Raw genomic sequence first — 26310 nt, 5'->3', positions numbered from 1 at the left:
GTTTCACTCGACGGAGTTAGGTTGATTCAGATTAAAACCGTGATAAATAGCGATATCTGAGACTGTTAATTCAAGAAAGCTGAACAATCTATGGACAGACTTGCCGCCATGAACACTTTTGTCTGTGTGGTAGAAGCGGGCAGTTTTACCCGCGCTGCAGACAGACTGATGCTCCCTAAAGCCAGGGTTTCTCAGCGCATATCCGACCTGGAAGCGCACCTCGGTGTACGCCTGCTCAATCGCACCACCCGCGCGCTCAGCCTGACTGCCGATGGCCACGCCTATTTCGCTAAGTGCCAACTCATCCTGCAGGAAATCGAAGAGCTTGAAGGTGCTTTGAAAGGTGCCAAGCAGGAACCCAAAGGACGCTTACGGGTAGAGGCGCTGGTGTCCATGGCGCGCTGGATCATTGCCCCAAACTTGCATCAGTTTCAGGCACGTTACCCGCACATTAACCTCCGCTTGGGTAGCAGCGATCGCATCAGCAATATTCTCGAAGAAGGCATCGACTGCGCCATCCGCGGCGGTGCGCTGGAAGACTCCAGCCTGATCGCCCGACACATTGGCGAAGTGCGGATGGGCCTGTATGCCTCAGCAGAATACCTGCAGCGCATGGGCAAGCCTGCTTATCCACAGGCACTGGAGCAGCACCAGCGTATCTCTTGGTTCAGCGGCCAGCGCAATCCGTTTGCCTGGCACCTGCACAATGGGGAAGACCAATGCGAAATTCCGGCGCAGCAAGGCTTGCAGTTCGATGACCCGGATGTGGCCATAGCTGCCTGTATGGCCGGCGGTGGTATTTGTCCTGGCGCACCGTTTGCCGTGGCCAACTGGGTGCGCACCGGCCAACTGGTTCCTGTACTGCCGCAGTGGAGTTTTAAGGCGCGGCCGGTGAACATTCTTTATCCAAGCAATAAGCATCTGTCAGCGCGGGTGCGCTGCTTCGTCGACTGGCTGTTAGAACTTATACACAGCGATAACCGTCTCGCCCTTTCCCCAGAACAACTGGCACGCTCAGTGGATAACTCCTGAACCAGACCTGCCCCTGCGATCCCGCAGCATGCCAATGTTTTGCGTGCTGGCTTGAACTTTAGTTCTATTTAAATAGAAGCAGGCGTCTTTATTTGTCCCACTTAGTAAATAACTAGGAGATTTCAAAATTGTAATTGCAGCGTAATCCTGCCGTTAGTTTTATCGATGAATTATAGAGCGGCTGACGTGATTAATTATTAGAAACAAGTACTGCTCTATATCGATAAAAACTGCCAGTGCTCGGAGCAATTATGAATTCAATAACAAAACTCTCGCTCGCCATTTTTTCCGCATGCTGTGCATTAAGCACTTCAAGTTATGCAGAAGAGGATAAGAAACAAGGCTTTATCGAAGGCAGCAGTTTCGACATCCTCAACCGCACCTTTTATTTCAACCGGGATGATCGCAACGGCGCGGATGCGCCCGGCGGCGCAGGTTATTCCGAGACATTTGCCCACGGCATCATCGCCAACTTCAAGTCCGGCTACACCCACGGCACAGTTGGTTTCGGGGTGGATGCATTTGCCATGATCGGCATCAATCTGGATACCGGCAAAGGGCGCAATGGCGGGCAAAGCTCATTCAGCATGATGCCTGTCGACAACAACGGCGACACCCGCAACGAATACACAAAAGTTGGCGGTGCCGTTAAGGCCAAAGCCTTTGATACCGAGCTCAAGATCGGCGACGTCTTCCCCACAACGCCTGTGGTGCATTTCGGAGACTCGCGCCTGCTGCCCAGCTCGTTCAAAGGTTTCACCCTGGAGAACAACAGCCTGGACAGGCTGCACCTGCAAGGTGGCCGCCTGCATGCCATGAGCACGCCCAACTCCACCTCAATGAGTGAAAAATTCACCACCTTCTACGAAGGCACCGTGAACTCTCCCTGGGTCGCCTACTTGGGCGGAGATTACGATGTTAACGACAATATCAGTGTCAGCGCCTATGGTTCACGGCTGAAGGATGCTTGGGATCAGTACTACTTCGGCACAGCCCTCAACCAGCCTCTCACTGACGAACTCACCCTGATCGCTGGCTTCAACTACTACAACGTCCAAGACGAAGGTAAGAAGCTGCTCGGCGAGCTCAACAACAATATTTGGAGTGCCAAACTCGGGCTGCAATTCGGTGCCCACACCGTAACTGTGTCGCATCAACGCAACAACGGTGACGATGACTTCGACTACCTGTACCAGACGGACTCGATTTTCCTCGACAACTCCATTCAGTACACCGACTTCAACTCACCCAAAGAGCGCTCCTGGATGGTGCGCTACGACCTGGATATGGAGCCCTACGGCATCCCCGGTTTGTCATTCATGACCCGCTACGGCAAAGGCACCGATGCTGACTACTCCAATGCCAACTACGTCTATATGCGCCGCGACGAAAACGGCAACCCGCTGACCAATCAGAAGCGCTGGGAGCGGGACATAGAAGTCAAATACATCGTGCAGAGCGGTTCATTTAAAGACACGTCCTTCCGTATCCGCCAGGCCAATACCCGCGCAACGGCTTATGAGTCGGACCTCGATGAATTCCGCCTGATCGTGGAGTACCCACTGAGCATTCTTTAAGCAATTAGTAAGAATTTAAGGCCCCTCTTAATTCTTGGCGAAGGACGGGGGTCTTAAATATTCACCAGGCAATTTTATTGCTCCTTTGGTAATGGTGAATATTAGGCGCTCAATTGAGCGCCTTTTTTATTTCATAAACGTAATTTAAGGGTCATCTTCAGGTCAGCCGTCGCTCCATAAACTTAAGCCATCTCAGCAAGGATGGAACGACCATGAAACTGCTTAAACCCATGATGTTTATCAGTGCACTGATTCTGTTTCAGAGCACCAGCGCACTGGCTTCTTACTCTTCAGAAAAAATCGAGAATGAAATCGCTCAGCAAAGCCTGGAGCAAGTTCAGCGCTACGCCGAGAAAACGGGCAAGGCCACGCCCGAGCCAGTGGATTACACCTACGATATGAAGCTGGATATCGCCAAAATGGTGTACATGACCCCTAACGTCTACTACTGCGGCAACGTCAGCAAATACATGAGCTACGAAGACTCGCAAGGCAATCTGAACACCGTGCGCTACCTGGTGCAGGGTAAATGCCGGAATAACAAGTGATCACCTACAGCACAGGCTCTGTTGGCAGCAGAGCCTGTTGGGCTGTGAGGTGATACTGTTTCCGTCAGCCGGACAACTTATCCACAGGCCGTTTCAAGTCAGCAAAAGGCCCATTGTTATCCACACTCCGGGTTACTCCACCGTCACGCTCTTAGCCAGGTTACGTGGCTGATCCACGTCGGTGCCCTTGAGCACTGCAACGTAGTAAGACAGCAGCTGCAGCGGAATGGTGTAGAGGATCGGTGCCAGTACATCGTGGATGTGCGGCATGGTCACCACGTGTGTGCCTTCGCCGTTGTTCATGCTGGCGTCTTCATCCGCAAAAACAATCAGCTCACCTCCACGGGCACGGACCTCCTGCAGGTTGGATTTGAGCTTTTCCAGCAGCTCGTTGTTAGGTGCTACGGTTACCACCGGCATATCGTTATCCACAAGCGCCAGCGGGCCGTGCTTGAGTTCACCAGCCGGATAGGCTTCGGCGTGGATATAAGAGATTTCCTTGAGCTTCAGCGCACCTTCCATCGCCACCGGATACTGAGCACCGCGGCCGAGGAACAGGCTGTGATGCTTCTCAGCAAACAGCTCGGAGATTTTTTCCACCGTGCTGTCCATCGCCAGTGCTTCCCCCAGACGAGTCGGCAAGCGGCGCAGTTCATCCACAAGCTCGGCTTCATCAGCTTTGCTCAGGGTACCGCGCACCTGACCCAACGCCAGGGTCAGCATCAGCAAGCCCACCAACTGGGTGGTGAAGGCTTTGGTCGAAGCCACACCGATTTCACGGCCAGCCTGAGTCAACAAAGTCAGATCGGATTCACGCACCAGTGAGCTGATACCGACGTTGCAGATGGCCAGTGAGCCGAGGAATCCCAACTCCTTGGCGTTGCGCAGGGCGGCCAGGGTATCGGCGGTTTCGCCAGACTGGGAAATGGTGACGAACAAAGTGTCTGGCTGCACCACTACCTTGCGGTAGCGGAATTCGCTGGCAACTTCGACCTGACACGGAATCCCGGCCAAACCTTCCAACCAGTAACGCGCCACCATACCCGCGTGATAACTGGTGCCACAGGCTACGATCTGTACATTGCGCACCTTGGCGAACAGCTCCGGCGCCTGCGGGCCGAAGGCCTCCACCAACACCTGCTGCTGAGCCAAACGACCTTCCAATGTGCGCTGCACCACCAGCGGCTGCTCGTGGATTTCTTTGAGCATGTAATGGCGATATTCGCCCTTCTCTGCAGATTCAGCACCGTCGCGGTACTGCACCGTTTCACGCTGAACCAACTTGCCGTCACAGTCCCAGATCTGAACCTGCTCACGCTGGATTTCAGCGATGTCGCCCTCTTCCAGATACATAAAGCGGTCAGTCACCTGACGCAGAGCCAACTGATCCGAAGCCAGGAAGTTTTCCCCAAGGCCCAGACCAATCACCAGTGGGCTGCCGCTGCGGGCAGCGACCAGACGATCCGGTTGTTTCGCGCTGATCACCGCCAGCCCGTAAGCGCCATGCAGCTGCTTAACCACAGCCTTCAACGCATCACTGAGGTTGTGGATAGTTTTCAGAGTATCGTCCAGCAGGTGCACGATCACTTCGGTATCGGTATCAGAACTGAACACATAGCCTTTTGCTTTCAGCTCAGCACGTAGCTCTTCGTGATTCTCGATGATGCCGTTGTGGACAACTGCCAGCTCGCTGCCGGAGAAATGCGGGTGGGCGTTATGCTCAGTCGGTGCACCATGGGTTGCCCAGCGGGTGTGAGCAATGCCCAGACGGCCATTGAGCGGCTGCTCCAGCAGAGCGTTTTCCAGCTCGCTGACTTTACCCACACGGCGGCGGCGATCCAGTACACCGTCATTGTCCAGCACAGCCACACCGGCACTGTCATAGCCGCGATATTCAAGGCGCTTCAGGCCTTCAACCAGGATGGCGGTGATATTACGTTCGGCGACTGCGCCCACGATGCCACACATATGCTTCTCCTCAGGATTCAACCGCCGCGCAGATCAGCTTGATGCCTCGCGCAGTCAGTTGTTCACGCGCCTCATGACTCAGGCGGTCGTCAGTTATCAGGGTATGGATGCTGCTCCAGGGCAGCTCCAGATTGGGAATCTTGCGGCCGATCTTGTCACTCTCGACCATCACCACCACTTCACGCGCCACTTCCGCCATCACCCGGCTCAGGCCAAGCAACTCATTGAACGTAGTAGTGCCGCGATTCAGGTCGATGCCATCGGCGCCAATAAACAATTGATCGAAATCGTAGGAACGCAGCACCTGCTCCGCGACTTGGCCCTGAAATGACTCGGAATGAGGGTCCCAGGTTCCGCCTGTCATTAACAACACAGGCTCATGTTCCAGTTCGCAGATAGCGCGGGCGACGTTCAGGGAGTTGGTCATCACCACCAGCCCGGCCTTGTAGCCGAGCTGAGGAATCATCGCCGCCGTGGTGGTACCGCTGTCGATAATGATTCGTGCATGCTCACGAATCAGCCCTACACCGGCGCGGGCAATCGCCTGCTTGTAGTGGGACACAGGCTGGCTGTCGCTAATCAGCTCCTGCGGCATGGACACGGCACCGCCATAGCGACGCAGCAACAGGCCGTTCTTTTCCAGTGCAGCCAGATCCTTGCGGATCGTAACCTCAGAAGTAGAAAAGGCTTTCGACAGTTCATCCACACTCACTTCGCCTTGCTCAGCAAGCAAGGCGAGAATGGTGTGGCGGCGTTGAGCAGTGTCCCGTTTCGACATTTAAGTTTCGATTCGAAAGATAATGGAGCGAATCAAAACCTAATATGCCGAGTCAGTCAAGCGGCAGAGCGATTAATGGCATATGCAGCGATAACATAGGTGCTGATGAGTTATCCACAGAGCAGTTCATTGCAGAGTAAGTTTCACTCCGAAACCAACCAGACAGATGCCTGCCAATCGCTCCAGCCAGCGGCTGGCAGTCGGATTTGAACGCAGGCGCTCGGCCAGGAAGTAGGTCAGCAGCACCACTATCAGGCCGTAGATAAATGTCAGCACGGCAATGGTCACGGCCAGAAAACCAAAGGTCAGGATTCCCTGATGGGTTTTCGGGTCGATAAACAGCGGAAAGAAGGCCATGTAGAAGATGATGGCTTTCGGGTTGAATAGCGTTATCAACAGGGTCTGCCAGAGGTAGCGGCGCGCCTCAATATTGATGCTCGGACCCTGCCCCGGTTTGGCAAAGATCATCCTCATCCCCAGCCAGACCAGATAAGCCGCACCCAGCCACTGCACCATATGGAATGCCGCCGGATAAGCCTTGAGTAAGGCAGCCACACCTGCGACCGCCATCCACATCAACACCTGATCGCCCAGAATCACGCCGAACGTAGAGGCAATCCCGCCGCGGATACCGCCCTTGCCTGTGGATAAGATCAACGCCAGATTGCCCGGCCCCGGAATCGCCAACAAAATCAGAAAGGCCACTACAAAAGCGCCGTAATCGGTGACTCCGAACATGGTTATGGCTCCTACTGCTTAAAGGGCTTTTATCCACAGGCCTGTTGATCAGTCCCGCTTAATCTTAACCGGTCGCTTCCAACCGTCGATATTGCGCTGCTTGGCACGGCCTACCGCCAAGGTATCGGCCGGTACATCTGTAGTGACGACAGAGCCTGCACCGGTAGTGGCCCGGTCACCCAACGTGACAGGTGCCACCAGTGCACTGTTCGAGCCGATAAAGACGTCTTCGCCCATGACCGTCTTGGACTTGTTGGCTCCGTCATAGTTACAGGTGATGGTGCCAGCCCCGATATTAGTACGAGCACCAATTTCGGCATCGCCCAGATAGCTCAGGTGGCCAGCTTTGGCACCCTCGCCCATCACGGCGTTTTTAAGTTCAACAAAGTTACCCACATGGGCCTTAGCCTTGAGCACAGAGCCCGGACGCAAGCGGGCAAACGGGCCGCAATCTGCGCCTTCGCCCATTTCTGCGCCTTCCAGGTGGCTGTTGGCTTTGACGATGGCACCGGCACGCAGCACCGAGTCTTTAATCACACAGTTAGGGCCGATCTGTACGCCATCCTCGATCACCACGCGACCTTCAAGAATCACGTTCACGTCGATAGACACATCGCGGCCGACCGTAACCTCGCCACGCAGGTCAAAGCGCGCCGGATCAATCAGCGTCACGCCCTGAGTCATCAGGCGACGGGCTGCGCGGTACTGATAGTGGCGTTCGAGTTGAGACAGCTGAATGCGGTCATTCGCCCCCAACACCTCCATCTCGTCCTGCGCCTGCTCGGTTGCAACTACCAGGCCGTCTGCAACCGCCATCGCAATCACATCCGTCAGGTAGTACTCACCCTGAGCATTACTGTTGGAAAGACGCCCCAACCACTCGCCCAGGCGTTTACCAGGTACGGCGAGAATGCCGGTGTTGCCTTCACGAATCTGGCGCTGCTCTTCGCTGGCATCCTTGTGCTCGACGATGGCTTTAACCACGCCCTGCGCATCACGGACGATACGGCCATAACCTGTCGGGTCCTGCAAATTGACGGTCAGCAACCCAAGCTGTTGATCGCTGACCTGCTGCAGCAAACGCTCCAGGGTTTCAGTCTCAATCAGCGGCACATCGCCGTACAGAATCAAAACGCGCTCAGCTGTCAGCGCTGGCAGGGCCTGAGCCACGGCATGGCCTGTTCCGAGTTGCTGGGCTTGCAGGACGAAGTTCAGGTCATCGGCCGCCAGGCGTTCACGCACCAATTCCGCACCGTGCCCAATGACCACATGGATGCCCTTCGGATTCAGTTTTCGCGCCGTATCAATCACATGCCCCAGCATCGACTTCCCGGCAACCGGGTGAAGAACTTTTGGCAAAGCCGAACGCATGCGAGTGCCTTGTCCGGCGGCGAGAATGACGATATCGAGCGACATAAACAAATCCTTTGGTATCCAGAACACGGTTCGACACCGCGTTATAGAAAAAGATGAAATTGCAGGCAAAGAAAAAGGGTAGCCAAGGCTACCCTTTTACTTGCTTGCGATGAAGCGGAGGAATTAACCGCCGAACTTCTTGCGCAGTTGCTGAATGGTCCGCAGCTGGGCTGTGACCTCAGCCAAATGAGCAGCCGCCGAGCCGTAATCGAACTCTGCGCCTTTCTCATTCAGCGCTTTCTCAGCAGCCTTGAGGGCTTCCTGAGCAGCAGCTTCATCGATATCGGCAGCACGCTGCACGGTATCGGCGAGAACTTTCACCATACTCGGCTGAACTTCAAGGAAGCCACCGGAGATGTAGAACACCTCGGTTTCGCCACCTTGTTTGACCAGACGAATCGGACCCGGCTTGAGGTCGGTAATCAGCGGCGCGTGGCCTGGAGAGATACCGAGATCCCCCAGGTTACCGTGCGCAATCACCATCTCGACCAGACCGGAGAAGATTTCGCCTTCTGCGCTGACGATGTCGCAATGGACTGTCATAGCCATGTCTAACCTCACGTATCGGTCCGTTGATCACCATCAGGCATTCAGCCAGACCGTAAGCGCCCGTTACCGGGCGCACGGGTGATTACAGTTTCTTCGCTTTCTCAACAGCTTCTTCGATGCTGCCGACCATGTAGAACGCCTGCTCTGGCAGGTGATCGTAGTCACCTTTCAGAATGCCGCTGAAACCAGCGATGGTGTCCTTCAGGGAAACGTACTTACCTGGCGAACCAGTGAAGACTTCTGCCACGAAGAATGGCTGGGACAGGAAGCGCTGGATCTTACGAGCACGGGATACCAGTTGCTTATCTTCTTCGGACAGTTCGTCCATACCCAGAATAGCAATGATGTCCTTCAGCTCTTTGTAGCGCTGCAGAACGTACTGAACGCCACGAGCGGTGTCGTAGTGCTCCTGACCGATAACCAGCGGATCAAGCTGACGGGAAGTCGAATCCAGTGGGTCTACCGCCGGGTAGATACCCAGGGAAGCGATGTCACGGGACAGTACGACTGTTGCGTCCAAGTGGGCGAAGGTGGTCGCCGGGCTCGGGTCAGTCAAGTCATCCGCAGGTACGTATACGGCCTGGATGGAAGTAATCGAACCAGTTTTGGTCGAAGTAATACGCTCTTGCAGAACGCCCATTTCTTCGGCCAGAGTCGGCTGATAACCCACCGCGGAAGGCATACGGCCCAGCAGTGCAGATACTTCGGTACCGGCCAGGGTGTAACGGTAGATGTTGTCCACGAAGAACAGAACATCACGGCCTTCGTCACGGAATTTCTCAGCCATGGTCAGACCGGTCAGCGCTACGCGCAGACGGTTTCCTGGTGGCTCGTTCATCTGACCGTAGACCAGCGCTACTTTGTCGAGAACGTTAGAGTCCTTCATCTCGTGGTAGAAGTCGTTACCCTCACGAGTACGCTCACCCACACCGGCGAACACGGAATAACCACTGTGCTCGATGGCGATGTTACGGATCAGTTCCATCATGTTTACGGTTTTGCCCACACCGGCACCACCGAACAGACCTACTTTACCGCCCTTGGCGAACGGGCAAACCAGGTCGATAACCTTGATGCCTGTTTCCAGCAGCTCGTTGCCGCCAGCCTGGTCAGCGTAGCTCGGTGCAGCGCGGTGGATTTCCCACTGCTCTTCTTCACCGATCGGACCGGCTTCGTCAATTGGGTTGCCCAACACGTCCATGATCCGGCCCAGAGTCGCTTTACCGACCGGTACGGTGATGGCCTTGTTGGTGCGAGTTACGTCCAGACCGCGCTTGAGGCCTTCGGTCGAACCCATCGCAATGGAACGTACCACACCGTCGCCCAGCTGCTGCTGAACTTCCAGAGTGGTTTCGGCGCCAACTACTTTCAGCGCCTCGTATACGGCTGGCACCTGATCACGCGGGAATTCCACGTCGATAACGGCGCCGATGATTTGAACGATACGTCCGCTACTCATCTTTGGTTCCTCTGAATATTTGAACCGTTCTTAAACCGCGGCAGCGCCGCCGACGATTTCCGAAATTTCCTGGGTGATCGCTGCCTGACGAGCCTTGTTGTAAACCAACTGCAAGTCTTTGATCAGATCGCCAGCGTTGTCGGTGGCGTTCTTCATCGCGATCATCCGCGCCGCTTGTTCAGCTGCACTGTTCTCAACTACCGCCTGGTAAACCTGCGACTCCACATAACGGATCATCAAGCCGTCCAGCAGCTCTTTGGCGTCGGGTTCATACAGGTAGTCCCAGTGATGCTTCAGATCCTGATCAGGATCAGCGACCAGCGGAACCAGTTGTTCCACAGTCGGCTTCTGCGTCATGGTGTTGATGAACTTGTTTGAAACAACGGACAAACGATCGATGCGACCTTCGAGGTAGGCATCGAGCATTACCTTGACGCTACCGATCAGATCATTGATCGACGGTTCCTCGCCCAGGTGGCTGATCGCAGCAACGATATTGCCACCAAAGTTACGGAAGAACGCCGCACCTTTGCTGCCAATCACGCAGAGATCAATCTCTACGCCTTGCTCGCGATTGCTCGCCATGTCCTTGACCAGAGCCTTGAACAGGTTGGTGTTCAGACCACCACACAGACCACGGTCCGAGCTCACCACAACATAACCGACGCGCTTAACAGGGCGTTCAATCATGAACGGGTGGCGGTACTCCGGGTTGGCGTTGGCCAGATGACCAATAACCTGGCGGATACGCTCCGCGTAGGGACGGCTTGCACTCATGCGCTGTTGTGCTTTGCGCATTTTGCTGACCGCCACCTTCTCCATGGCGCTGGTGATCTTCTGCGTGCTTTTGATGCTCGCAATCTTGCTGCGAATCTCTTTTGCGCCTGCCATTTGACACCTATCGGGTTAGCAAGCGGGGACCTCGCGGTCCCCACTGCGGCTTACCAGGTTTGGGTGGCCTTGAACTTCTCGATACCGGCTTTCAGACCAGCGTCGATTTCGTCATTAAAGTCACCCTTCTCGTTGATCTTCGCCATCAGTGCGGCGTGATCACGGTTGAAGTAAGCGATCAGGGCCTGTTCGAACGGACCAACTTTGGCCACTTCGACGTCCTGCAGGAAACCACGCTCGGCGGCATACAGCGACAGCGCCATGTCCGCGATGGACATCGGAGCGTATTGCTTCTGCTTCATCAGCTCAGTAACGCGCTGACCGTGCTCAAGTTGCTTACGGGTAGCTTCGTCCAGGTCAGAAGCAAACTGGGCGAATGCAGCCAGTTCACGATACTGAGCCAGAGCGGTACGGATACCACCGGACAGCTTCTTGATGATCTTGGTTTGTGCAGCACCACCCACACGGGATACCGAGATACCGGCGTTAACGGCCGGACGGATACCCGAGTTGAACATGGCCGATTCCAGGAAGATCTGACCGTCGGTGATGGAAATCACGTTGGTCGGAACGAACGCGGAAACGTCACCAGCCTGGGTTTCGATGATCGGCAGAGCGGTCAGCGAGCCAGTTTTGCCAGTTACGGCGCCATTGGTGAACTTCTCAACATACTCTTCGGAAACGCGGGAAGCGCGCTCCAGCAGACGGCTGTGGAGATAGAACACGTCACCTGGGTAAGCTTCACGTCCTGGTGGACGACGCAGCAGCAGGGAGATCTGGCGATAAGCCACAGCCTGCTTGGACAGATCGTCATAAACGATCAGCGCGTCTTCACCGCGGTCGCGGAAGTATTCGCCCATGGTGCAACCGGCGTACGGTGCAATGAACTGCAGTGCAGCAGATTCGGAAGCGGAAGCTGCAACAACGATGGTGTTAGCCAGTGCGCCGTTTTCTTCCAGCTTGCGTACCACGTTAGCGATGGTCGATTGCTTCTGACCGATTGCTACGTAAACGCAACGAATGCCGCTGTCTTTCTGGTTGATGATGGCGTCGATGGCCAGAGCGGTTTTACCGATCTGACGGTCACCGATGATCAGCTCACGCTGGCCACGGCCAACCGGGATCATGGCGTCAACCGACTTGTAACCAGTCTGAACTGGTTGGTCGACCGACTTACGCCAGATCACGCCCGGCGCAACCTTTTCAACAGCGTCGGTAGCGACGTTGTTCAGCGGGCCTTTGCCGTCAATTGGGTTACCCAGTGCGTCAACAACGCGGCCCAGCAGTTCCGGACCAACCGGTACTTCCAGGATGCGGCCGGTGCACTTGGCGCTCATGCCTTCGGTCAGGCTGGTGTAAGAACCCAGCACAACAGCACCAACGGAGTCTTGCTCCAGGTTCAGTGCCATACCGTAGACGCTGCCCGGGAACTCGATCATTTCGCCGTACATTACGTCGGCGAGACCGTGAATGCGCACGATACCGTCAGAGACGGATACCACTGTGCCTTCGTTACGGGCTTGAGAGGCGACGTCGAGTTTCTCGATGCGCCCCTTGATGATTTCACTAATTTCGGAAGGATTGAGTTGCTGCATAGCTCTGCTGCCCCTTCAAACTCAAGATTTCAATGCTTCGGCTAATTTCGCGATTTTGCCGCGAACTGAGCCATCGATTACCAGGTCGCCGGCGCGGATTACGACGCCACCAATAAGGCTGGCATCCTCCGCTGCGTGCAGACGCACTTCTCGGCTGAGCCGTGCACTGAGAACCTTGGCGAGTTTGTCTTGCTGTTCATCGCTCAATGCGAAGGCACTGATGACATCCACGTCTACCGTTTTTTCCTGCTCGGCTTTGTACAGCTCGAACAGTTCAGCGATCTGCGGCAACAAAGCCACGCGATCGTTTTCGGCCAGAACCTGGATGAAGTTACGTACCTGGGCGTCGAACTTGTCACCACACACCTCGTTGAAGGTGGTGGCCTTGTCTGTTCTCGTCAAACGCGGAGCTTTAAGCACTTCCTGCATGGTGTCGTCTTGCGACACCGCAGCAGCCAGGCCGAGCATGGCTGACCAATTGGCCAGCTGCTGGTGAGCCTGGGCGTACTCGAAAGCAGCCTTAGCGTAAGGTCGGGCCAGCGTGGTCAATTCTGCCATGATCGCGCCCTCGCTTAAATTTCGGCCGCTAGTTTGTTAACCAGCTCCGCATGCGCGTTTTGGTCGATAGATGCGCCCAGAATCTTCTCGGCACCGCTAACGGCCAGGCTACCCACTTGGGCGCGCAGCGCGTCTTTGACGCTGTTCAGTTCCTGCTCGATCTCGGCCAGAGCCTGAGCCTTCACGCGATCAGCTTCGGTACGAGCCTGTTCACGGGCTTCGTCGACGATCTGGGTACCGCGCTTTTTGGCTTGCTCAATGATTTCAGCTGCTTGCGTTTTAGCTTCGCGCAGTTGCTGACCCGCTTTCTCTTGGGCCAACTCCAGGTCACGAGCTGCACGGTTAGCAGCGTCCAAGCCGTCTGCAATCTTCTTCTGACGCTCCTGCAAAGCCGCAATGACCGGAGGCCATACGAACTTCATGCAGAACAGCACGAAGATGAAGAAGGCAACGGACTGGCCAATCAGGGTTGCATTAATGTTCACGCCAACACCTCGCTCGTTCGTTGTCCATCACACCAATACACTCGAAATCGAGTGATTAGCCTGCGATCTGACCAAGGAACGGGTTAGCGAAGGTGAAGAACAGTGCGATACCAACACCGATCATGGTTACGGCGTCGAGCAGACCGGCAACGATGAACATTTTAACTTGCAGCATCGGAACCATTTCAGGCTGACGTGCAGCGCCTTCCAGGAATTTGCCGCCCAGCAGGCCGAAACCAATGGCGGTACCCAGAGCACCCAGGCCGATCAGCAGTGCAACAGCGATAGCAGTCAAACCAACTACAGTTTCCATTTTTCCTCCCGACTTTTTACGTCGTCTGGTTAAGTTTTCTAAGGGTCAAGCAAAATTGGTACATCTATTTGCCCTTGCGGGCGTCCACTGCAAGCACCTGGGTGCTATTAGTGGCTATCTTCACACGCCATCGACAGATAGACGATGGTCAACATCATGAAGATGAACGCCTGCAGGGTAATGATCAGAATGTGGAACACAGCCCATGCCCACTGCAGTACAACGCCCAGGCCGCTGAGCCAGAGCAGACCACTGCCAAACATCACAGCGATCAGGATAAACACGAGCTCACCGGCATACATGTTGCCGAACAGACGCAGAGCCAGAGAAATCGGCTTGGCGATCAGAGTTACGAACTCCAGCAGGAAGTTAACCGGTACCAGCAGGATCTGAACAAAGATGTTCTTGCTGCTGAACGGGTGCAGGGTCAGTTCGCCGAGGAAACCGCCAATGCCTTTAACTTTAATGCTGTAGAAGATGATCAGGGCAAATACCGAGAAAGCCATGGCCAGCGTGGCGTTCGGGTCAGTAGTCGGTACTGCACGGAACGGAATGTGCGAATCACCGGAGATCAGCACAGCCAGCTGAGGAATCCAGTCAACCGGAATCAGGTCGATGGCGTTCATCAGGAAGACCCAGACAAAGATAGTCAGAGCCAGTGGCGCAATTACCGCGCTCTTGCCGTGGAAGCTGTCTTTAACACTGCCGTCTACGAAGCCGACCAGAACTTCTACGAAATTCTGCAGTCCACCCGGTTGACCTGAAGTTGCTTTCTTGGCCGCCATGCGGAACAGGAAAAGGAAAATCAGACCCATGGCAACAGACCAGCCCAGGGTGTCTACGTGAAAAGCCCAAAAGCCCATTTCCTGTGCTTCTTGAGCAGTGTGAGCAAAGCTCCAGCCATTGGTAGGATGCTGACCGAAAGTCAGGTTCTGCAAGTGGTGCTGGATATAGCCCGAAGCGGTTGTTTCTGCCATGGTTGCCTCAAACGCCCTAAGGTCTCGAAAGTCTTCTTTTCATCAGCAAAGGGGAAAACCAGTTGACCATTTGGGTCAGAAAGAACACGCCGAATACAGCCAGCGGTTCCAGTGGTTTTACTCCTGCAAAAGTCAGTGCAAAGAGCACTGCCGTTAAAACCAATTTGCCCGCCTCGCCGGCATAAAAAGACCGGACGATTGCCTGGGCTGCCCTTGCTCCGCTGAAGCGGAACGCCTTATGGGCAAAGTACACATTGGGCAGGAAGGCAATAAGGCCTCCACACAACCCTGAATATCCTGCAACGCTGCTTTGCCACTGCCACAGAACCAGTGCCGACAACAGCACTACGCACAGTTGCACCAGCAGCACCGGAAATACAGCCAAACGATGGAAGGGCAAGCGATTCGGCGTGCGAACGTCCATCTTAAATTCCTGAAAGCTGAACTTCGGGTGTCGGCACTACGAAATCAATAACTTGGCATATTTTGTGCCGACGAAAGCGCGCAAAGTATAGGGGGGGTTCCCCCCCCATTCAACTGGTCGGTAGTCTTTTCTGATTAGTGCTACAGAACTAATTGTTTCAGCGAATGTGGGCCAACACGCCCTGTAGTTCATCCAGCGAACTGTAGCTGATCACCAGTTTGCCCTTACCCTTGTTGCCATGCTTGATTTGCACCGGAGAGCCCAGCCGCTCTGCCAGTCGCTGCTCCAGACGAGAAATGTCCGGATCAGCCTTGGTGGTGGTTGCCGGTTTTTCCTTGGTATTGAGCCACAGACGTACCAAGGCTTCGGTCTGGCGTACGGTGAGGCCTCGTGCGACAACATGTCGCGCGCCTTCAACCTGTTGTTCCAGAGGCAGTCCGAGCAATGCGCGGGCATGTCCCATTTCCAGATCGCCATGGGAAAGCAGTGTTTTGATTTCGTCCGGCAGGGCAATCAGACGCAGAAGATTGCTGATGGTAACCCGGGACTTGCCAACCGCATCGGCAACCTGCTGCTGTGTCAGCTGAAACTCCTGTTGCAGCCGCTGCAGTGCCATCGCTTCCTCGACTGGATTGAGATCCTCACGCTGGATGTTCTCAATCAGTGCCATTGCGATAGCGCTTTCATCCGAAAGTTCCCGGACCATGGCTGGAATCTTATCCACAGCTGCCTGTTGGCTTGCACGCCAACGGCGTTCCCCGGCAATGATTTCGTAACGTCCGCCACCGATAGGGCGGACCACGATAGGCTGCATGACGCCGTGAGTCTTGATTGAACTGGCCAGCTCTTCAAGCGCAGCCGGATCCATATCCCGACGCGGCTGGTATTTGCCGCGTTGAATCAGATCCAGTGGCAGGTATTGCAGTTCGCGGCTGTCGACCTTGGCGGCTTCCTCCTGAAGTGCGCTGACGGTAGTGCCGCCCAGCAGCGCATCCAGTCCCCGCCCAAGTCCACGTTTTTTGACAGCCATCTGAGTTTCCTTATGCAGTTGCTTTGTGGGGTTTGGCACGCTGACGGCGTACCAGCTCACCGGCCAGCGCCAGATAGGCAATGGCCCCACGGGATGATTTGTCGTACACCAGCGCTGGCATACCGAAGCTTGGCGCTTCAGCCAGGCGCACGTTACGCGGGATGACAGCATCGTACAGTTTGTCACCGAAATGCTGTTTGAGCTGTGCCGATACTTCGTTGGTCAGGCTGATACGCGGGTCATACATCGTGCGCAACAGACCTTCGATCTTCAGATTCGGGTTGAGCAACTCGGCAATGCGCTGAATGCTGTTAACCAAATCTGACAAACCTTCCAGGGCGTAATACTCACATTGCATCGGGATTATCACACCATCTGAAGCCGTCAGCGCGTTGATGGTCAGCATGGACAGCGCCGGGGGGCAGTCGATGAGGATGTAATCGTAATTCTCGCGAATCGGCGCCAGGGCATCACGTAGGCGATGCTCTTTCATGTCCATTTCCAGCAAGGACACTTCGGCGGCAGTCAGGTCACGGTTAGCCGGGAGCAGTTGGTAACCGCCATGCTCAGAGAACTGCATGGCTTCAACCAGGTTGCATTCTCCGATCAATACGTCGTAGATCGAATGCTCCAGGTTGTGTTTATCCACACCACTGCCCATGGTCGCGTTGCCCTGTGGATCAAGGTCGATCAACAGCACGCGGCGCTTGGTTGCTACCAGAGAGGCAGCCAAATTGATGCAGGTTGTAGTTTTACCCACACCGCCTTTCTGATTGGCAATTGCAAATACCTTGGCCATGCTGCTATTCCCCCTGAGCCGAGCGACGCAGTATCAGCAGATGCCGCTGCCCTTGGCAACCGGGAACCTTCAGGACATGCGTCGCACTGAGACTGAAATCATGCGGCAAGGCTTGCAGTTCATCGTCCGGATGCACACCTTTCATGGCCAGCCACTGGGTGTGGATATCTCCGAGATGACGCGTCCAGTTGCTGAAGTCTTCCAGGGAGCTGAATGCCCGGGAGCAAATTCCCTTGAACGGCTGCTCAGGTCTGAACTCTTCGACCCGACTGTGGATAACTTGCAGATTATCCAGTTTCAGCTCCAGTTTTACCTGGGTCAGGAAGCGAGTTTTCTTGCCATTGCTGTCCAGCAGGGTGAATTGGCGCTCGGGAAACATGATCGCCAGCGGAATACCCGGCATCCCACCGCCACTACCAACGTCCAGCCAGTTATCCCCAGCCACCTCGACGTAAGGGACCACGCTCAGGCTATCGAGCAGATGGCGCGAAACCATTTCATCCGGATTGCGTACCGCAGTCAGGTTGTAGGCCTTGTTCCACTTGATTAGCAGCCCCAAGTAGGCCAACAGCAGCTCATGTTGTTTCGGGCTCAGAGTTATCCCCAACTCCAGAGCCCCTTGCGTCAATTCTGCAGAATGACGTTCTGTAACCAACGACATCAGACGCTGTGCTCCAACTGCTGACCGGCAGTGCGTTTTTTCAGGTGAATCAGTAACAGCGAGATTGCAGCAGGTGTGACACCGGGAATACGGGATGCCTGGCCCAGGGTTTCCGGGCGAGCATTACCGAGCTTGTGCTGAATCTCTTTGGACAATCCGGAAATCATTGCGTAATCAATATCGTCTGGCAGTTTTGTACCTTCACTCGCGCGCAAGCGTGTAATTTCATCCTGTTGGCGATCAATGTAACCGGCATATTTGGTTTTAATTTCGACCTGCTCCGCGACCTGCGGATCAACTTCAGCGCCGCCGGTGATTGACACTAGGCTGGAGTAGTCGATTTCCGGTCGGGACAGCAGACTCAACAAGTTGTATTCGTGACTAAGCGGTGTGCCAAAGCGCTGTGCAATGGCATCCCCCTGTTCTGTATTTGGACGAACCCAGGTGCTTTTCAGGCGCTGTTCTTCCTGAATGATGCCTTCTCGCTTGGCTTCAAAGGCCGCCCAGCGTTCGTCGTCCACCAATCCCAGCTCCCGACCTTTTTCGGTCAGACGCAGGTCGGCGTTGTCTTCACGCAGAATCAGGCGGTACTCGGCACGGGATGTGAACATCCGGTAAGGCTCTTGTGTACCCAGGGTAATCAGGTCATCCACAAGCACACCGATGTACGCTTCATCACGGCGCGGACACCAGCTGTCTTTGCCCTGTGCACGCAGCGCTGCGTTGCAACCGGCGAGCAAACCTTGTGCACCGGCCTCTTCGTAACCGGTTGTGCCGTTGATTTGTCCGGCGAAGAACAAACCGGCAATCACTTTGGTTTCCAGGCTGTACTTCAGATCGCGGGGATCGAAGTAGTCATACTCGATGGCATAGCCTGGACGCACGATGTGCGCGTTTTCCATACCGCGGATGCTGTGGACAATTTGCAACTGCACATCAAACGGCAAGGATGTGGATATCCCGTTTGGGTACAGCTCGTTGGTGGTCAGGCCTTCCGGCTCAATGAACACCTGGTGGCTGTCCTTTTCTGCGAAACGATGAATTTTGTCTTCGATCGACGGGCAATAGCGTGGGCCTACACCTTCGATCACGCCTGAATACATGGGCGAGCGATCAAGGTTCGCCGCGATGATTTCATGTGTGCGTGCATTGGTGTGGGTAATCCAGCAGCTGATCTGACGTGGCTGGTGTTCAGCCTTACCCATGAATGACATGACTGGGCGCGGTGTATCGCCAGGCTGCTCGGTCATCACCGAGAAATCCACAGAACGGGCGTCGATCCGTGGAGGAGTGCCGGTTTTCAGGCGGCCAACGCGCAGTGGCAATTCGCGTAAGCGATGAGCCAATGCGATAGAAGGTGGATCGCCCGCACGACCACCGGAGTAATTCTGCAGTCCGATGTGGATAAGTCCACCGAGGAACGTACCGGTCGTGAGAACCACAGAATCGGCTAAGAAGCGCAGCCCCATCTGTGTAACAACGCCTTTGACTTCACCATTCTCAACAATCAGGTCATCAGCGGCTTGCTGAAATATCCACAGGTTGGGTTGGTTCTCCAGAATTTCACGGATGGCCGCTTTATAGAGAATGCGATCTGCCTGTGCACGCGTAGCGCGTACAGCTGGGCCTTTGCGGCTATTCAAAACGCGAAATTGGATACCACCGCGATCAGTGGCGAGAGCCATGGCACCGCCAAGCGCATCGATCTCTTTGACCAGATGACTTTTACCAATACCGCCAATCGCCGGGTTGCAACTCATTTGCCCCAAGGTTTCCACGTTATGTGTCAGCAGCAGGGTTTTCACACCCATGCGTGCTGCCGCTAATGCGGCTTCAGTGCCTGCATGACCGCCACCAATGACGATCACCTGAAAACGGGAAGGGAAATCCACCACGCACCTCGTGCCTGTTGAGAGTTTTGGGGGGCTTTTGGAGTGAAAAGCTGGGAAGACCGCAAGTATAGGCACTTACCTCTAGTGAATGAAGCCTTCTGAACAAAAAATAGCCAACTGGTCTGTTCGCAAGGTATCCGGCAAATAAAGAATAAAAGGTCAATTTTTTAAAAGAGCTTGTTTATATGTTTATTCTTACTCAGCCGTTTTCTGTGGATAGTTTTATACAGCCCTTGTTTTACGCTATGTACAGCATTTTAAAACCCTGTGCTGATCCTGCCATTTGCTTGTTTGGATGCGGTAAGTATCGTGTGTATCAATGATCAACTTATCCACAGGTGGTTTTATCCTCTGGTTTGGCTCAGGGTTATGGACTGAGTTCAGTGTTACTTTTCCACAGGGCTTATTTTCCCCTGTGAATTGTCGATATCTGCTTTTGACAGACGCAGGAAAGCCCCATTCCCATTCCCATTCCCATTCCGGTCATGGAGATGAGACTGTTGGAGCAGTGGTTAGCGAGAGGAATGCTTACAGCGATGAGGGGGGGAGATTGAAAGCACACATAACAGCATGCTGCCGATCAGTCAGATCAAATGGCAGCAGTGCTGTGGATAAACGTATTACTTGCCGATACAGAAACTGGAAAAGATGCGCCCAAGTAGGTCATCAGAGCTGAATGCACCGGTAATTTCCCCCAAAGCCTGCTGGGCCATGCGCAGGTCTTCGGCCAGTAGTTCGCCCGCACCTGCCAGGGTGAGCTGTGCATAACCATGCTCCAGGTAGGAACCGGCCTGGCGTAGGGCATCCAGATGGCGACGCCGCGCGCTGAAACTACTCTCAGAAGTCTGTTGATAACCCATACAGGCTTTGAGGTGCTCCCTGAGTAAATCCAGCCCTTCTGTTGAGCGGGCGGACAGGCTGATGGTGACATGCCCGTCTTCACTGGTTTCCAGGTTTACTTGTTCCCCTGAGAGGTCCGCCTTATTACGGATCAAGGTCACTTTGTCGAGAGCTGGCCGTTGTTCGAGGAACTCCGGCCACAAGGCGAATGGATCTGCAGCCTCTTCGGCCGTTGTATCCACAACCAGCAGAATCCGATCGGCTTCCGCAATGGCTTTTACCGCGCGTTCTACACCAATTCGTTCCACATGGTCTTCTGTATCACGCAAACCTGCTGTATCCACAATATGCAGGGGCATCCCATCAATGTGGATATGTTCACGCAGGACATCGCGGGTAGTTCCGGCAATATCTGTCACGATGGCGGCCTCACGACCGGCCAGTGCATTCAGCAGGCTGGACTTACCTGCATTGGGGCGACCGGCAATCACCACCGTCATGCCGTCACGCAACAGTGCGCCTTGCCCGGCCTCACGCAGCACTGAAGCCAAGTCGTTGCGCACTGCTTCAAGCATGCTGAGGACATGACCATCCGCGAGGAAATCGATCTCCTCCTCGGGGAAATCAATGGCTGCCTCAACATAGATGCGTAAGTTGATCAGCCTTTCAGTCAAGTTATGCACACGCCGTGAGAACTCACCCTGCAACGAGCGCAGTGCATTTCGTGCTGCTTGTTCGGAACTGGCCTCGATCAAGTCGGCAATAGCTTCTGCTTGAGCCAGATCCAGTTTGTCGTTGAGAAAGGCTCGCTCACTGAATTCGCCTGGCCTGGCCAAGCGTGCTCCAAGTTGTACACAGCGGCGCAGCAATAGATCCAGGACGACCGGGCCGCCATGGCCCTGCAGTTCCAGTACATCTTCGCCGGTGAATGAATGAGGGCCTGGGAAGTACAGCGCCAATCCTTCGTCTACAACCAGTTCCTGATCTGCGTAGAAGGGGCCGTAATGTGCATACCTGGGTTTCAGCTCACGTTGGCAGATGGCTTTAGCCAGCTCAGAGGCTTTGGGGCCTGATACGCGAACAATGCCCACACCGCCACGGCCTTGGGCAGTGGCAACCGCTGCAATGGTTTCAAGGGCTGTGGACATCTTTTATCTCCTGATCAGACATAGCAAAACGCCCCGGTTAAGGGGCGTTTGTTACAGCTTAGAAGCGTATAGCACTCAGTTAGCTGAGTTGCTGGCGGCTTCGATCTTGCGGGTAATGTACCACTGCTGGGCAATCGACAGGACGTTGTTGACGACCCAGTACAGCACCAGACCAGCCGGGAACCACAGGAAGAAGAAGGTGAAAATGATCGGCATCATCTTCATCACCCGTGCCTGCATTGGATCCGGAGGTGTTGGGTTCAGATGCTGCTGGATGAACATGGTCGCCCCCATGATCAGTGGCAGAATGAAGAACGGATCCTTAATCGACAGGTCAGTTATCCACAGCAGCCATGGAGCTTGGCGCATTTCCACGCTTTCCAGCAGTACCCAGTACAGGGCCAGGAAAACCGGCATTTGCACAAGTATTGGTAAGCAACCACCCAGCGGGTTGATCTTCTCTTTCTTGTACAGCTCCATCATCGCCTGAGACATCTTCTGGCGATCATCGCCAAATTGCTCTTTCAGTTGTGCCAGTTTCGGAGCAACGGCGCGCATACGGGCCATCGAGCGATAGCTGGCTGCGGAGAGCGGGAAGAAGATCAACTTGATAATGATTGTCAGGAAAATGATAGACCAGCCCCAGTTACCCAGCAGACTGTGGATAACTTCCAGCAGCCAGAAAATCGGCTGAGCCAGGAACCACAGGAAACCGTAGTCAACGGTCAGTTCAAGACCTGGTGACAGAGTTTTCAGATGTCCTTGAAGTTTCGGGCCGGCATACAGAATTGCGCTGGTTTCACCCTGAGCGCCGGCAGCAACCTGAAGGGCCGGGCCGGTAAAGCCGACGATGTAGTTACCCTGACTGTCTTTGCGGGTCTGAATCTGGTTGGTGTTGTCTTTGCTTGGGATCCAGGCAGTAACGAAATAATGTTGGAGCCAGGCAACCCAACCTCCTTGGACAGATTCTTTAAAGGTTTGCTTGTCGATGTCTTTCATCGACACTTTTTTGTACGGTTCTTCCGGCGTCCAGACAGCACCACCGAGGTAAGTCGCAGTGCCGGTGGCAGTGGTTGATGATGGATCACCACTGTCATCGCGCTTGAGTTGGGCAAACATGTTGCCGCTCCAGGTGCTGCCGCTCTGGTTATCGATCAAATAACTAACAGTTACCTGATACGCAGACGGGTCAACACAACCTGGTTTCTTCTGCTGCTGTTCTTTGCTTGAGCACTGAGCATTCAGGCCGCGCTTAAAGGTAAAGCGCTTGGTGTAATTGACGTCACCTTCGGACAGTTTCAGATCAACTGTGAGTTGATCCTGACCTTCCGCCAGTTCATAGCTGCTCTTTTCAGTTGTCCACAGGGAACGGCCGCTGGATTTATCCGGTGCATTGCTGCCGATCAGACCGCTTTGAGCCAGATACAGACGTTCACCACCGTTATCAAACAGCTGGAATGGCACATCCGGGCGATCCTGACGACGTGGGTACTGCGGCAAACGCAGTTGCACGATGTCACCACCGCGTGGATCGATCGCCAGATCGAGTACATCAGTGCGTACACGGATCAGTTGATCATTGGTGGCAGGTACAGCACTAACGGTGCTGGCCTCAACCGTGGTGTTGGCGCTCGGAATATCGTCAGCTGCTGCAGACGATGAAGATGCAGTCGGGGTATCCGGTAATCCGGGGATGGTCGTACTGCTATTAGCGGCAACATCTGTCGGCAGCGCTGCTTGACCGTAATCCTGGTTCCATTGAAGGACCATCATATAGGACACGATTGCCAGGGCGACGATCAGGATCGAACGTTGAATATCCATGATTATTCGGCCATCGAAGGGGAACGGGAGTTTTTTGCAGGAGGAACCGGGTCGTAACCACCAGGATTCCAAGGGTGGCAGCGTCCGAGCCGACGCACACTCAACCAGCTACCACGCAGGACGCCATGTTGTTCAATGGCTTCCTGCGCATAGCAAGAACAGCTTGGGTAGAAACGACAGTGACTGGCCATCAAGGGGCTGATGGCATATCGGTAGAACTGGATAGGAAGCAAAACCAGTTTACGCATGGGGACTGTCGTTCACCCCGGAAGTGGCGGCTGACTCCGATTTGGCTTTGCTGCGCTCGAGGCGTTTCCAGAGTTTACCGAACTGATAGGCCAGCTCAGAGTTTTCCAGATCACCTAATCCTTTACGCGCAATCACCACGATGTCCCATCCTTTCAAGTTTTCTTGATTCAGACGGAACGATTCGCGGATCTGGCGTTTCAGGCGATTGCGCTCAACAGAGAGCTTGACGCTCTTCTTGCCGATCACAAGCCCCAGACGGGGATGATCAAGCTCATTGTTGCGCGCAAGCAGCAGGACATTCTTGCCCGGAGCTTTGCCGCTAGGGGAGTCGAATACCGCTTTGAATTGTCGGGGAGTGAGCAGACGCTTTTCCCGACCGAAGTCTCGACTCACCACAAGACCGAATAATTAAACGGTAAGACGCTTACGGCCCTTGGCGCGACGACGCGACAGGACAGCACGGCCGTTTTTGGTAGCCATGCGAGCACGGAAACCGTGAGTGCGAGCGCGTTTGATAGTGCTTGGTTGGAAAGTACGTTTCATGGTGCGTTACCTGGTGATCGACTACGGGCCGGAATGGCCCCCGTTTTAAGAGACCGGCGATTCTATTTGAAAGGACAGGTGTAGGTCAATTTCCAACCAGTTATTTCCCGATCAGTAGAAATATTAAAAAAAGGAATATTTAAAGCTTTTTTGAAGAATTAGAAGCTATTGCACTGCGGTTCAGCTGTGCATAAGTCACTAAAGGCCAGTAAGTATGCAGCTTTCAAGGATGTGTAAATCTGTCAGAAAGAGGTGCTGCGCATGTGTGGAAGCTGATGAATAGCTGAGGATGGAACGATATTTTATCCACAGGCAGATTTTTCACGGGCTTATACCCAGTCTTATGAAGTGACCTGAGGGATATTTATCCACAATGAATATTTTCTAATTGAGAGCCTCCAGGTTTTTAACTAAGGCTTTGATTTTCCTTGGCTCATATCGGGTTTTCATGTGGATAACTTTGCTCTGGATCGTTACAATGGCTGCTGTTTTTGGCCTTGTGCCTTATTGATTTAGGGGATGTCCGTGTCTGTGGAACTTTGGCAGCAGTGCGTCGAGCTTCTGCGTGATGAGCTGCCGGCTCAACAATTCAACACCTGGATTCGCCCGCTGCAGGTAGACGCAGAAGGTGGTGAACTTCGCGTGTACGCGCCTAACCGCTTTGTTCTTGATTGGGTGAATGAGAAGTACCTTGGTCGTCTTCTCGAGTTACTCACAGAGCGTAGTGGCGGGATGGTGCCTTCACTTTCTCTATTAATAGGCAGTAAGCGCAGCAGTGTTCCGCGTCCGGCATTAACACCCAACGTGGTGACTCCAACGCCAGCACCGGCACCTGTAATCACAGCTCCTGCTGTTGAAGAGCCCGCGCCTGTGGATATGTCGCCTAGCGAGCCTTCCCGCGCCAGCTTTGATTCTATGGCAGGTTCTGCTGCTGCGTCGCAGCCAGTGCGCGCAGAGCGAACAGTTCAGGTTGAAGGTGGCCTGAAACACACCAGCTACCTGAACCGCACCTTTACCTTTGATAACTTTGTTGAAGGTAAATCCAACCAATTGGCTCGTGCTGCTGCCTGGCAAGTGGCGGATAACCCGAAGCACGGTTACAACCCGCTGTTCCTTTATGGTGGCGTTGGTTTGGGTAAAACCCACTTGATGCATGCTGTGGGTAACCATCTGCTGCAGAGAAACCCGAACGCGAAAGTGGTTTATCTACATTCCGAGCGTTTCGTCGCGGACATGGTCAAGGCGTTGCAACTGAACGCGATTAACGAATTCAAACGTTTCTACCGTTCGGTCGATGCTCTGTTAATTGACGATATTCAGTTCTTCGCTAAAAAAGAGCGTTCTCAGGAAGAGTTTTTCCACACCTTTAACGCCCTGCTTGAGGGTGGCCAACAGGTAATTCTCACCAGTGACCGCTACCCGAAAGAAATTGAAGGTCTTGAAGAGCGGCTGAAGTCACGTTTTGGTTGGGGCCTGACGGTGGCGGTTGAGCCGCCAGAGTTGGAAACCCGCGTTGCGATTTTGATGAAGAAGGCGGATCAGGCAAAAGTTGAGTTGCCTCATGATGCGGCTTTCTTTATTGCGCAACGTATTCGTTCTAATGTGCGTGAACTGGAGGGCGCGCTTAAGCGCGTAATCGCCCACTCGCACTTCATGGGACGTGACATTACCATCGAGCTTATTCGTGAGTCGCTCAAGGACTTGCTGGCTTTGCAGGATAAGTTGGTCAGCATCGATAATATTCAGCGTACTGTGGCTGAGTATTACAAGATCAAGATTTCCGATCTGCTGTCAAAGCGCCGTTCACGTTCTGTCGCACGGCCACGGCAGGTGGCGATGGCCTTGTCGAAAGAGCTGACTAACCACAGTTTGCCTGAGATCGGCGATGCTTTCGGCGGTCGCGACCATACTACGGTCTTGCATGCATGCCGTAAGATTGCTGAACTTAAAGAATCTGACGCGGATATTCGCGAAGATTACAAGAACCTACTGCGTACACTGACAACCTAATTACGC

The 26310-nt window shown here is 54.3% G+C and carries 26 protein-coding genes; 4 read left to right on the top strand and 22 right to left on the bottom strand.

All coding sequences use genetic code 11. The features are described from left to right. The first annotated feature begins 90 nt into the window (after positions 1-90). The 3 genes from AO726_RS06740 to AO726_RS06730 all read left to right on the top strand — a co-directional run bounded on the left by AO726_RS06740 (position 91) and on the right by AO726_RS06730 (position 3157). Entirely contained in the window at positions 91-1032 is a 942-nt protein-coding gene (locus AO726_RS06740) for a LysR substrate-binding domain-containing protein (protein ID WP_058067309.1), read from the top strand. 251 nt (positions 1033-1283) lie between these two features. After that, entirely contained in the window at positions 1284-2609 is a 1326-nt protein-coding gene (locus AO726_RS06735) for an OprD family porin (protein WP_058067308.1), read from the top strand. Positions 2610-2821: 212 nt separating this feature from the next. Beyond that, a complete protein-coding gene (locus AO726_RS06730) occupies positions 2822-3157 on the top strand; it encodes a DUF2790 domain-containing protein (RefSeq protein WP_058067307.1) in 336 nt (111 codons plus the stop codon). Between the two features lie 132 nt (positions 3158-3289). Here the strand turns inward: AO726_RS06730 and glmS are convergent, their stop codons facing one another. The 22 genes from glmS to rpmH form a co-directional block, all read right to left on the bottom strand. Further along, the gene (gene glmS / locus AO726_RS06725; RefSeq protein WP_058067306.1) at positions 3290-5125 is read right to left on the bottom strand and encodes a glutamine--fructose-6-phosphate transaminase (isomerizing); all 1836 of its coding nucleotides are present in this window, start codon (positions 5123-5125) and stop codon (positions 3290-3292) included. A 10-nt stretch (positions 5126-5135) separates the two neighbouring features. Continuing rightward, positions 5136-5903 (bottom strand): DeoR/GlpR family DNA-binding transcription regulator, encoded by a 768-nt coding sequence (locus AO726_RS06720; protein ID WP_058067305.1) that lies wholly within the window; start codon positions 5901-5903, stop codon positions 5136-5138. A 126-nt stretch (positions 5904-6029) separates the two neighbouring features. Next, complete coding sequence (locus tag AO726_RS06715; RefSeq protein ID WP_058067304.1) at positions 6030-6641, bottom strand: LysE family transporter; 612 nt, start codon at positions 6639-6641, stop codon at positions 6030-6032. Between the two features lie 48 nt (positions 6642-6689). Beyond that, complete coding sequence (gene glmU, locus AO726_RS06710) at positions 6690-8057, bottom strand: bifunctional UDP-N-acetylglucosamine diphosphorylase/glucosamine-1-phosphate N-acetyltransferase GlmU (protein WP_058067303.1); 1368 nt, start codon at positions 8055-8057, stop codon at positions 6690-6692. A 123-nt stretch (positions 8058-8180) separates the two neighbouring features. Beyond that, entirely contained in the window at positions 8181-8606 is a 426-nt protein-coding gene (locus AO726_RS06705; RefSeq protein WP_058067302.1) for a F0F1 ATP synthase subunit epsilon, read from the bottom strand. A gap of 82 nt (positions 8607-8688) precedes the next feature. Continuing rightward, entirely contained in the window at positions 8689-10065 is a 1377-nt protein-coding gene (atpD, locus tag AO726_RS06700) for a F0F1 ATP synthase subunit beta (RefSeq protein ID WP_058067301.1), read from the bottom strand. A gap of 30 nt (positions 10066-10095) precedes the next feature. Beyond that, the gene (atpG, locus tag AO726_RS06695; protein ID WP_058067300.1) at positions 10096-10956 is read right to left on the bottom strand and encodes a F0F1 ATP synthase subunit gamma; all 861 of its coding nucleotides are present in this window, start codon (positions 10954-10956) and stop codon (positions 10096-10098) included. Positions 10957-11006: 50 nt separating this feature from the next. Beyond that, positions 11007-12551, bottom strand: coding sequence for a F0F1 ATP synthase subunit alpha (atpA, locus tag AO726_RS06690; protein WP_058067299.1), 1545 nt, complete (start codon positions 12549-12551; stop codon positions 11007-11009). 21 nt (positions 12552-12572) lie between these two features. Then, on the bottom strand, positions 12573-13109 hold the full coding sequence (locus AO726_RS06685; RefSeq protein WP_058067298.1) for a F0F1 ATP synthase subunit delta: 537 nt from the start codon (positions 13107-13109) through the stop codon (positions 12573-12575). A 14-nt stretch (positions 13110-13123) separates the two neighbouring features. Further along, positions 13124-13594 (bottom strand): F0F1 ATP synthase subunit B, encoded by a 471-nt coding sequence (locus AO726_RS06680; RefSeq protein WP_058067297.1) that lies wholly within the window; start codon positions 13592-13594, stop codon positions 13124-13126. Positions 13595-13649: 55 nt separating this feature from the next. Then, positions 13650-13907, bottom strand: coding sequence for a F0F1 ATP synthase subunit C (atpE, locus tag AO726_RS06675; protein ID WP_058067296.1), 258 nt, complete (start codon positions 13905-13907; stop codon positions 13650-13652). A 107-nt stretch (positions 13908-14014) separates the two neighbouring features. Beyond that, a complete protein-coding gene (gene atpB / locus AO726_RS06670; protein ID WP_058067295.1) occupies positions 14015-14884 on the bottom strand; it encodes a F0F1 ATP synthase subunit A in 870 nt (289 codons plus the stop codon). 16 nt (positions 14885-14900) lie between these two features. Continuing rightward, a complete protein-coding gene (locus tag AO726_RS06665) occupies positions 14901-15308 on the bottom strand; it encodes a F0F1 ATP synthase subunit I (RefSeq protein ID WP_058067294.1) in 408 nt (135 codons plus the stop codon). A 157-nt stretch (positions 15309-15465) separates the two neighbouring features. Then, entirely contained in the window at positions 15466-16338 is an 873-nt protein-coding gene (locus AO726_RS06660; protein WP_058067293.1) for a ParB/RepB/Spo0J family partition protein, read from the bottom strand. A 10-nt stretch (positions 16339-16348) separates the two neighbouring features. Beyond that, a complete protein-coding gene (locus AO726_RS06655) occupies positions 16349-17137 on the bottom strand; it encodes a ParA family protein (RefSeq protein WP_058067292.1) in 789 nt (262 codons plus the stop codon). 4 nt (positions 17138-17141) lie between these two features. After that, the gene (gene rsmG / locus AO726_RS06650; RefSeq protein ID WP_058067291.1) at positions 17142-17798 is read right to left on the bottom strand and encodes a 16S rRNA (guanine(527)-N(7))-methyltransferase RsmG; all 657 of its coding nucleotides are present in this window, start codon (positions 17796-17798) and stop codon (positions 17142-17144) included. Beyond that, positions 17798-19690 carry a tRNA uridine-5-carboxymethylaminomethyl(34) synthesis enzyme MnmG gene (gene mnmG, locus AO726_RS06645; protein WP_058067964.1) on the bottom strand — a complete coding sequence of 631 codons (1893 nt, stop codon included), beginning with the start codon at positions 19688-19690 and terminating at the stop codon, positions 17798-17800. Before mnmG ends, rsmG begins: the two co-directional genes overlap by 1 nt. Positions 19691-20310: 620 nt before the next feature. Beyond that, positions 20311-21678, bottom strand: coding sequence for a tRNA uridine-5-carboxymethylaminomethyl(34) synthesis GTPase MnmE (gene mnmE, locus AO726_RS06640; RefSeq protein ID WP_058067290.1), 1368 nt, complete (start codon positions 21676-21678; stop codon positions 20311-20313). Between the two features lie 75 nt (positions 21679-21753). Further along, the gene (gene yidC, locus AO726_RS06635; RefSeq protein WP_058067289.1) at positions 21754-23502 is read right to left on the bottom strand and encodes a membrane protein insertase YidC; all 1749 of its coding nucleotides are present in this window, start codon (positions 23500-23502) and stop codon (positions 21754-21756) included. 2 nt (positions 23503-23504) lie between these two features. Next, a complete protein-coding gene (gene yidD / locus AO726_RS20920) occupies positions 23505-23750 on the bottom strand; it encodes a membrane protein insertion efficiency factor YidD (protein ID WP_082629077.1) in 246 nt (81 codons plus the stop codon). Next, positions 23743-24147 (bottom strand): ribonuclease P protein component, encoded by a 405-nt coding sequence (rnpA, locus tag AO726_RS06630; RefSeq protein ID WP_058067288.1) that lies wholly within the window; start codon positions 24145-24147, stop codon positions 23743-23745. The genes yidD and rnpA overlap by 8 nt, the downstream gene beginning before the upstream one ends. Before the next feature lie 12 nt (positions 24148-24159). Then, complete coding sequence (gene rpmH / locus AO726_RS06625; RefSeq protein ID WP_003246698.1) at positions 24160-24294, bottom strand: 50S ribosomal protein L34; 135 nt, start codon at positions 24292-24294, stop codon at positions 24160-24162. A gap of 525 nt (positions 24295-24819) precedes the next feature. Between rpmH and dnaA the strand changes: the two genes are divergently transcribed. Next, positions 24820-26304 (top strand): chromosomal replication initiator protein DnaA, encoded by a 1485-nt coding sequence (gene dnaA / locus AO726_RS06620; RefSeq protein ID WP_058067963.1) that lies wholly within the window; start codon positions 24820-24822, stop codon positions 26302-26304. Positions 26305-26310 lie beyond the last annotated feature (6 nt).

The sequence above is a fragment of the Pseudomonas sp. TTU2014-080ASC genome (genome assembly GCF_001446935.1).
Classification (GTDB): domain Bacteria; phylum Pseudomonadota; class Gammaproteobacteria; order Pseudomonadales; family Pseudomonadaceae; genus Aquipseudomonas.
The sequence above is the reverse complement of the archived record's forward strand: the minus strand, read 5'-3'. Positions and strand labels throughout refer to the sequence as shown.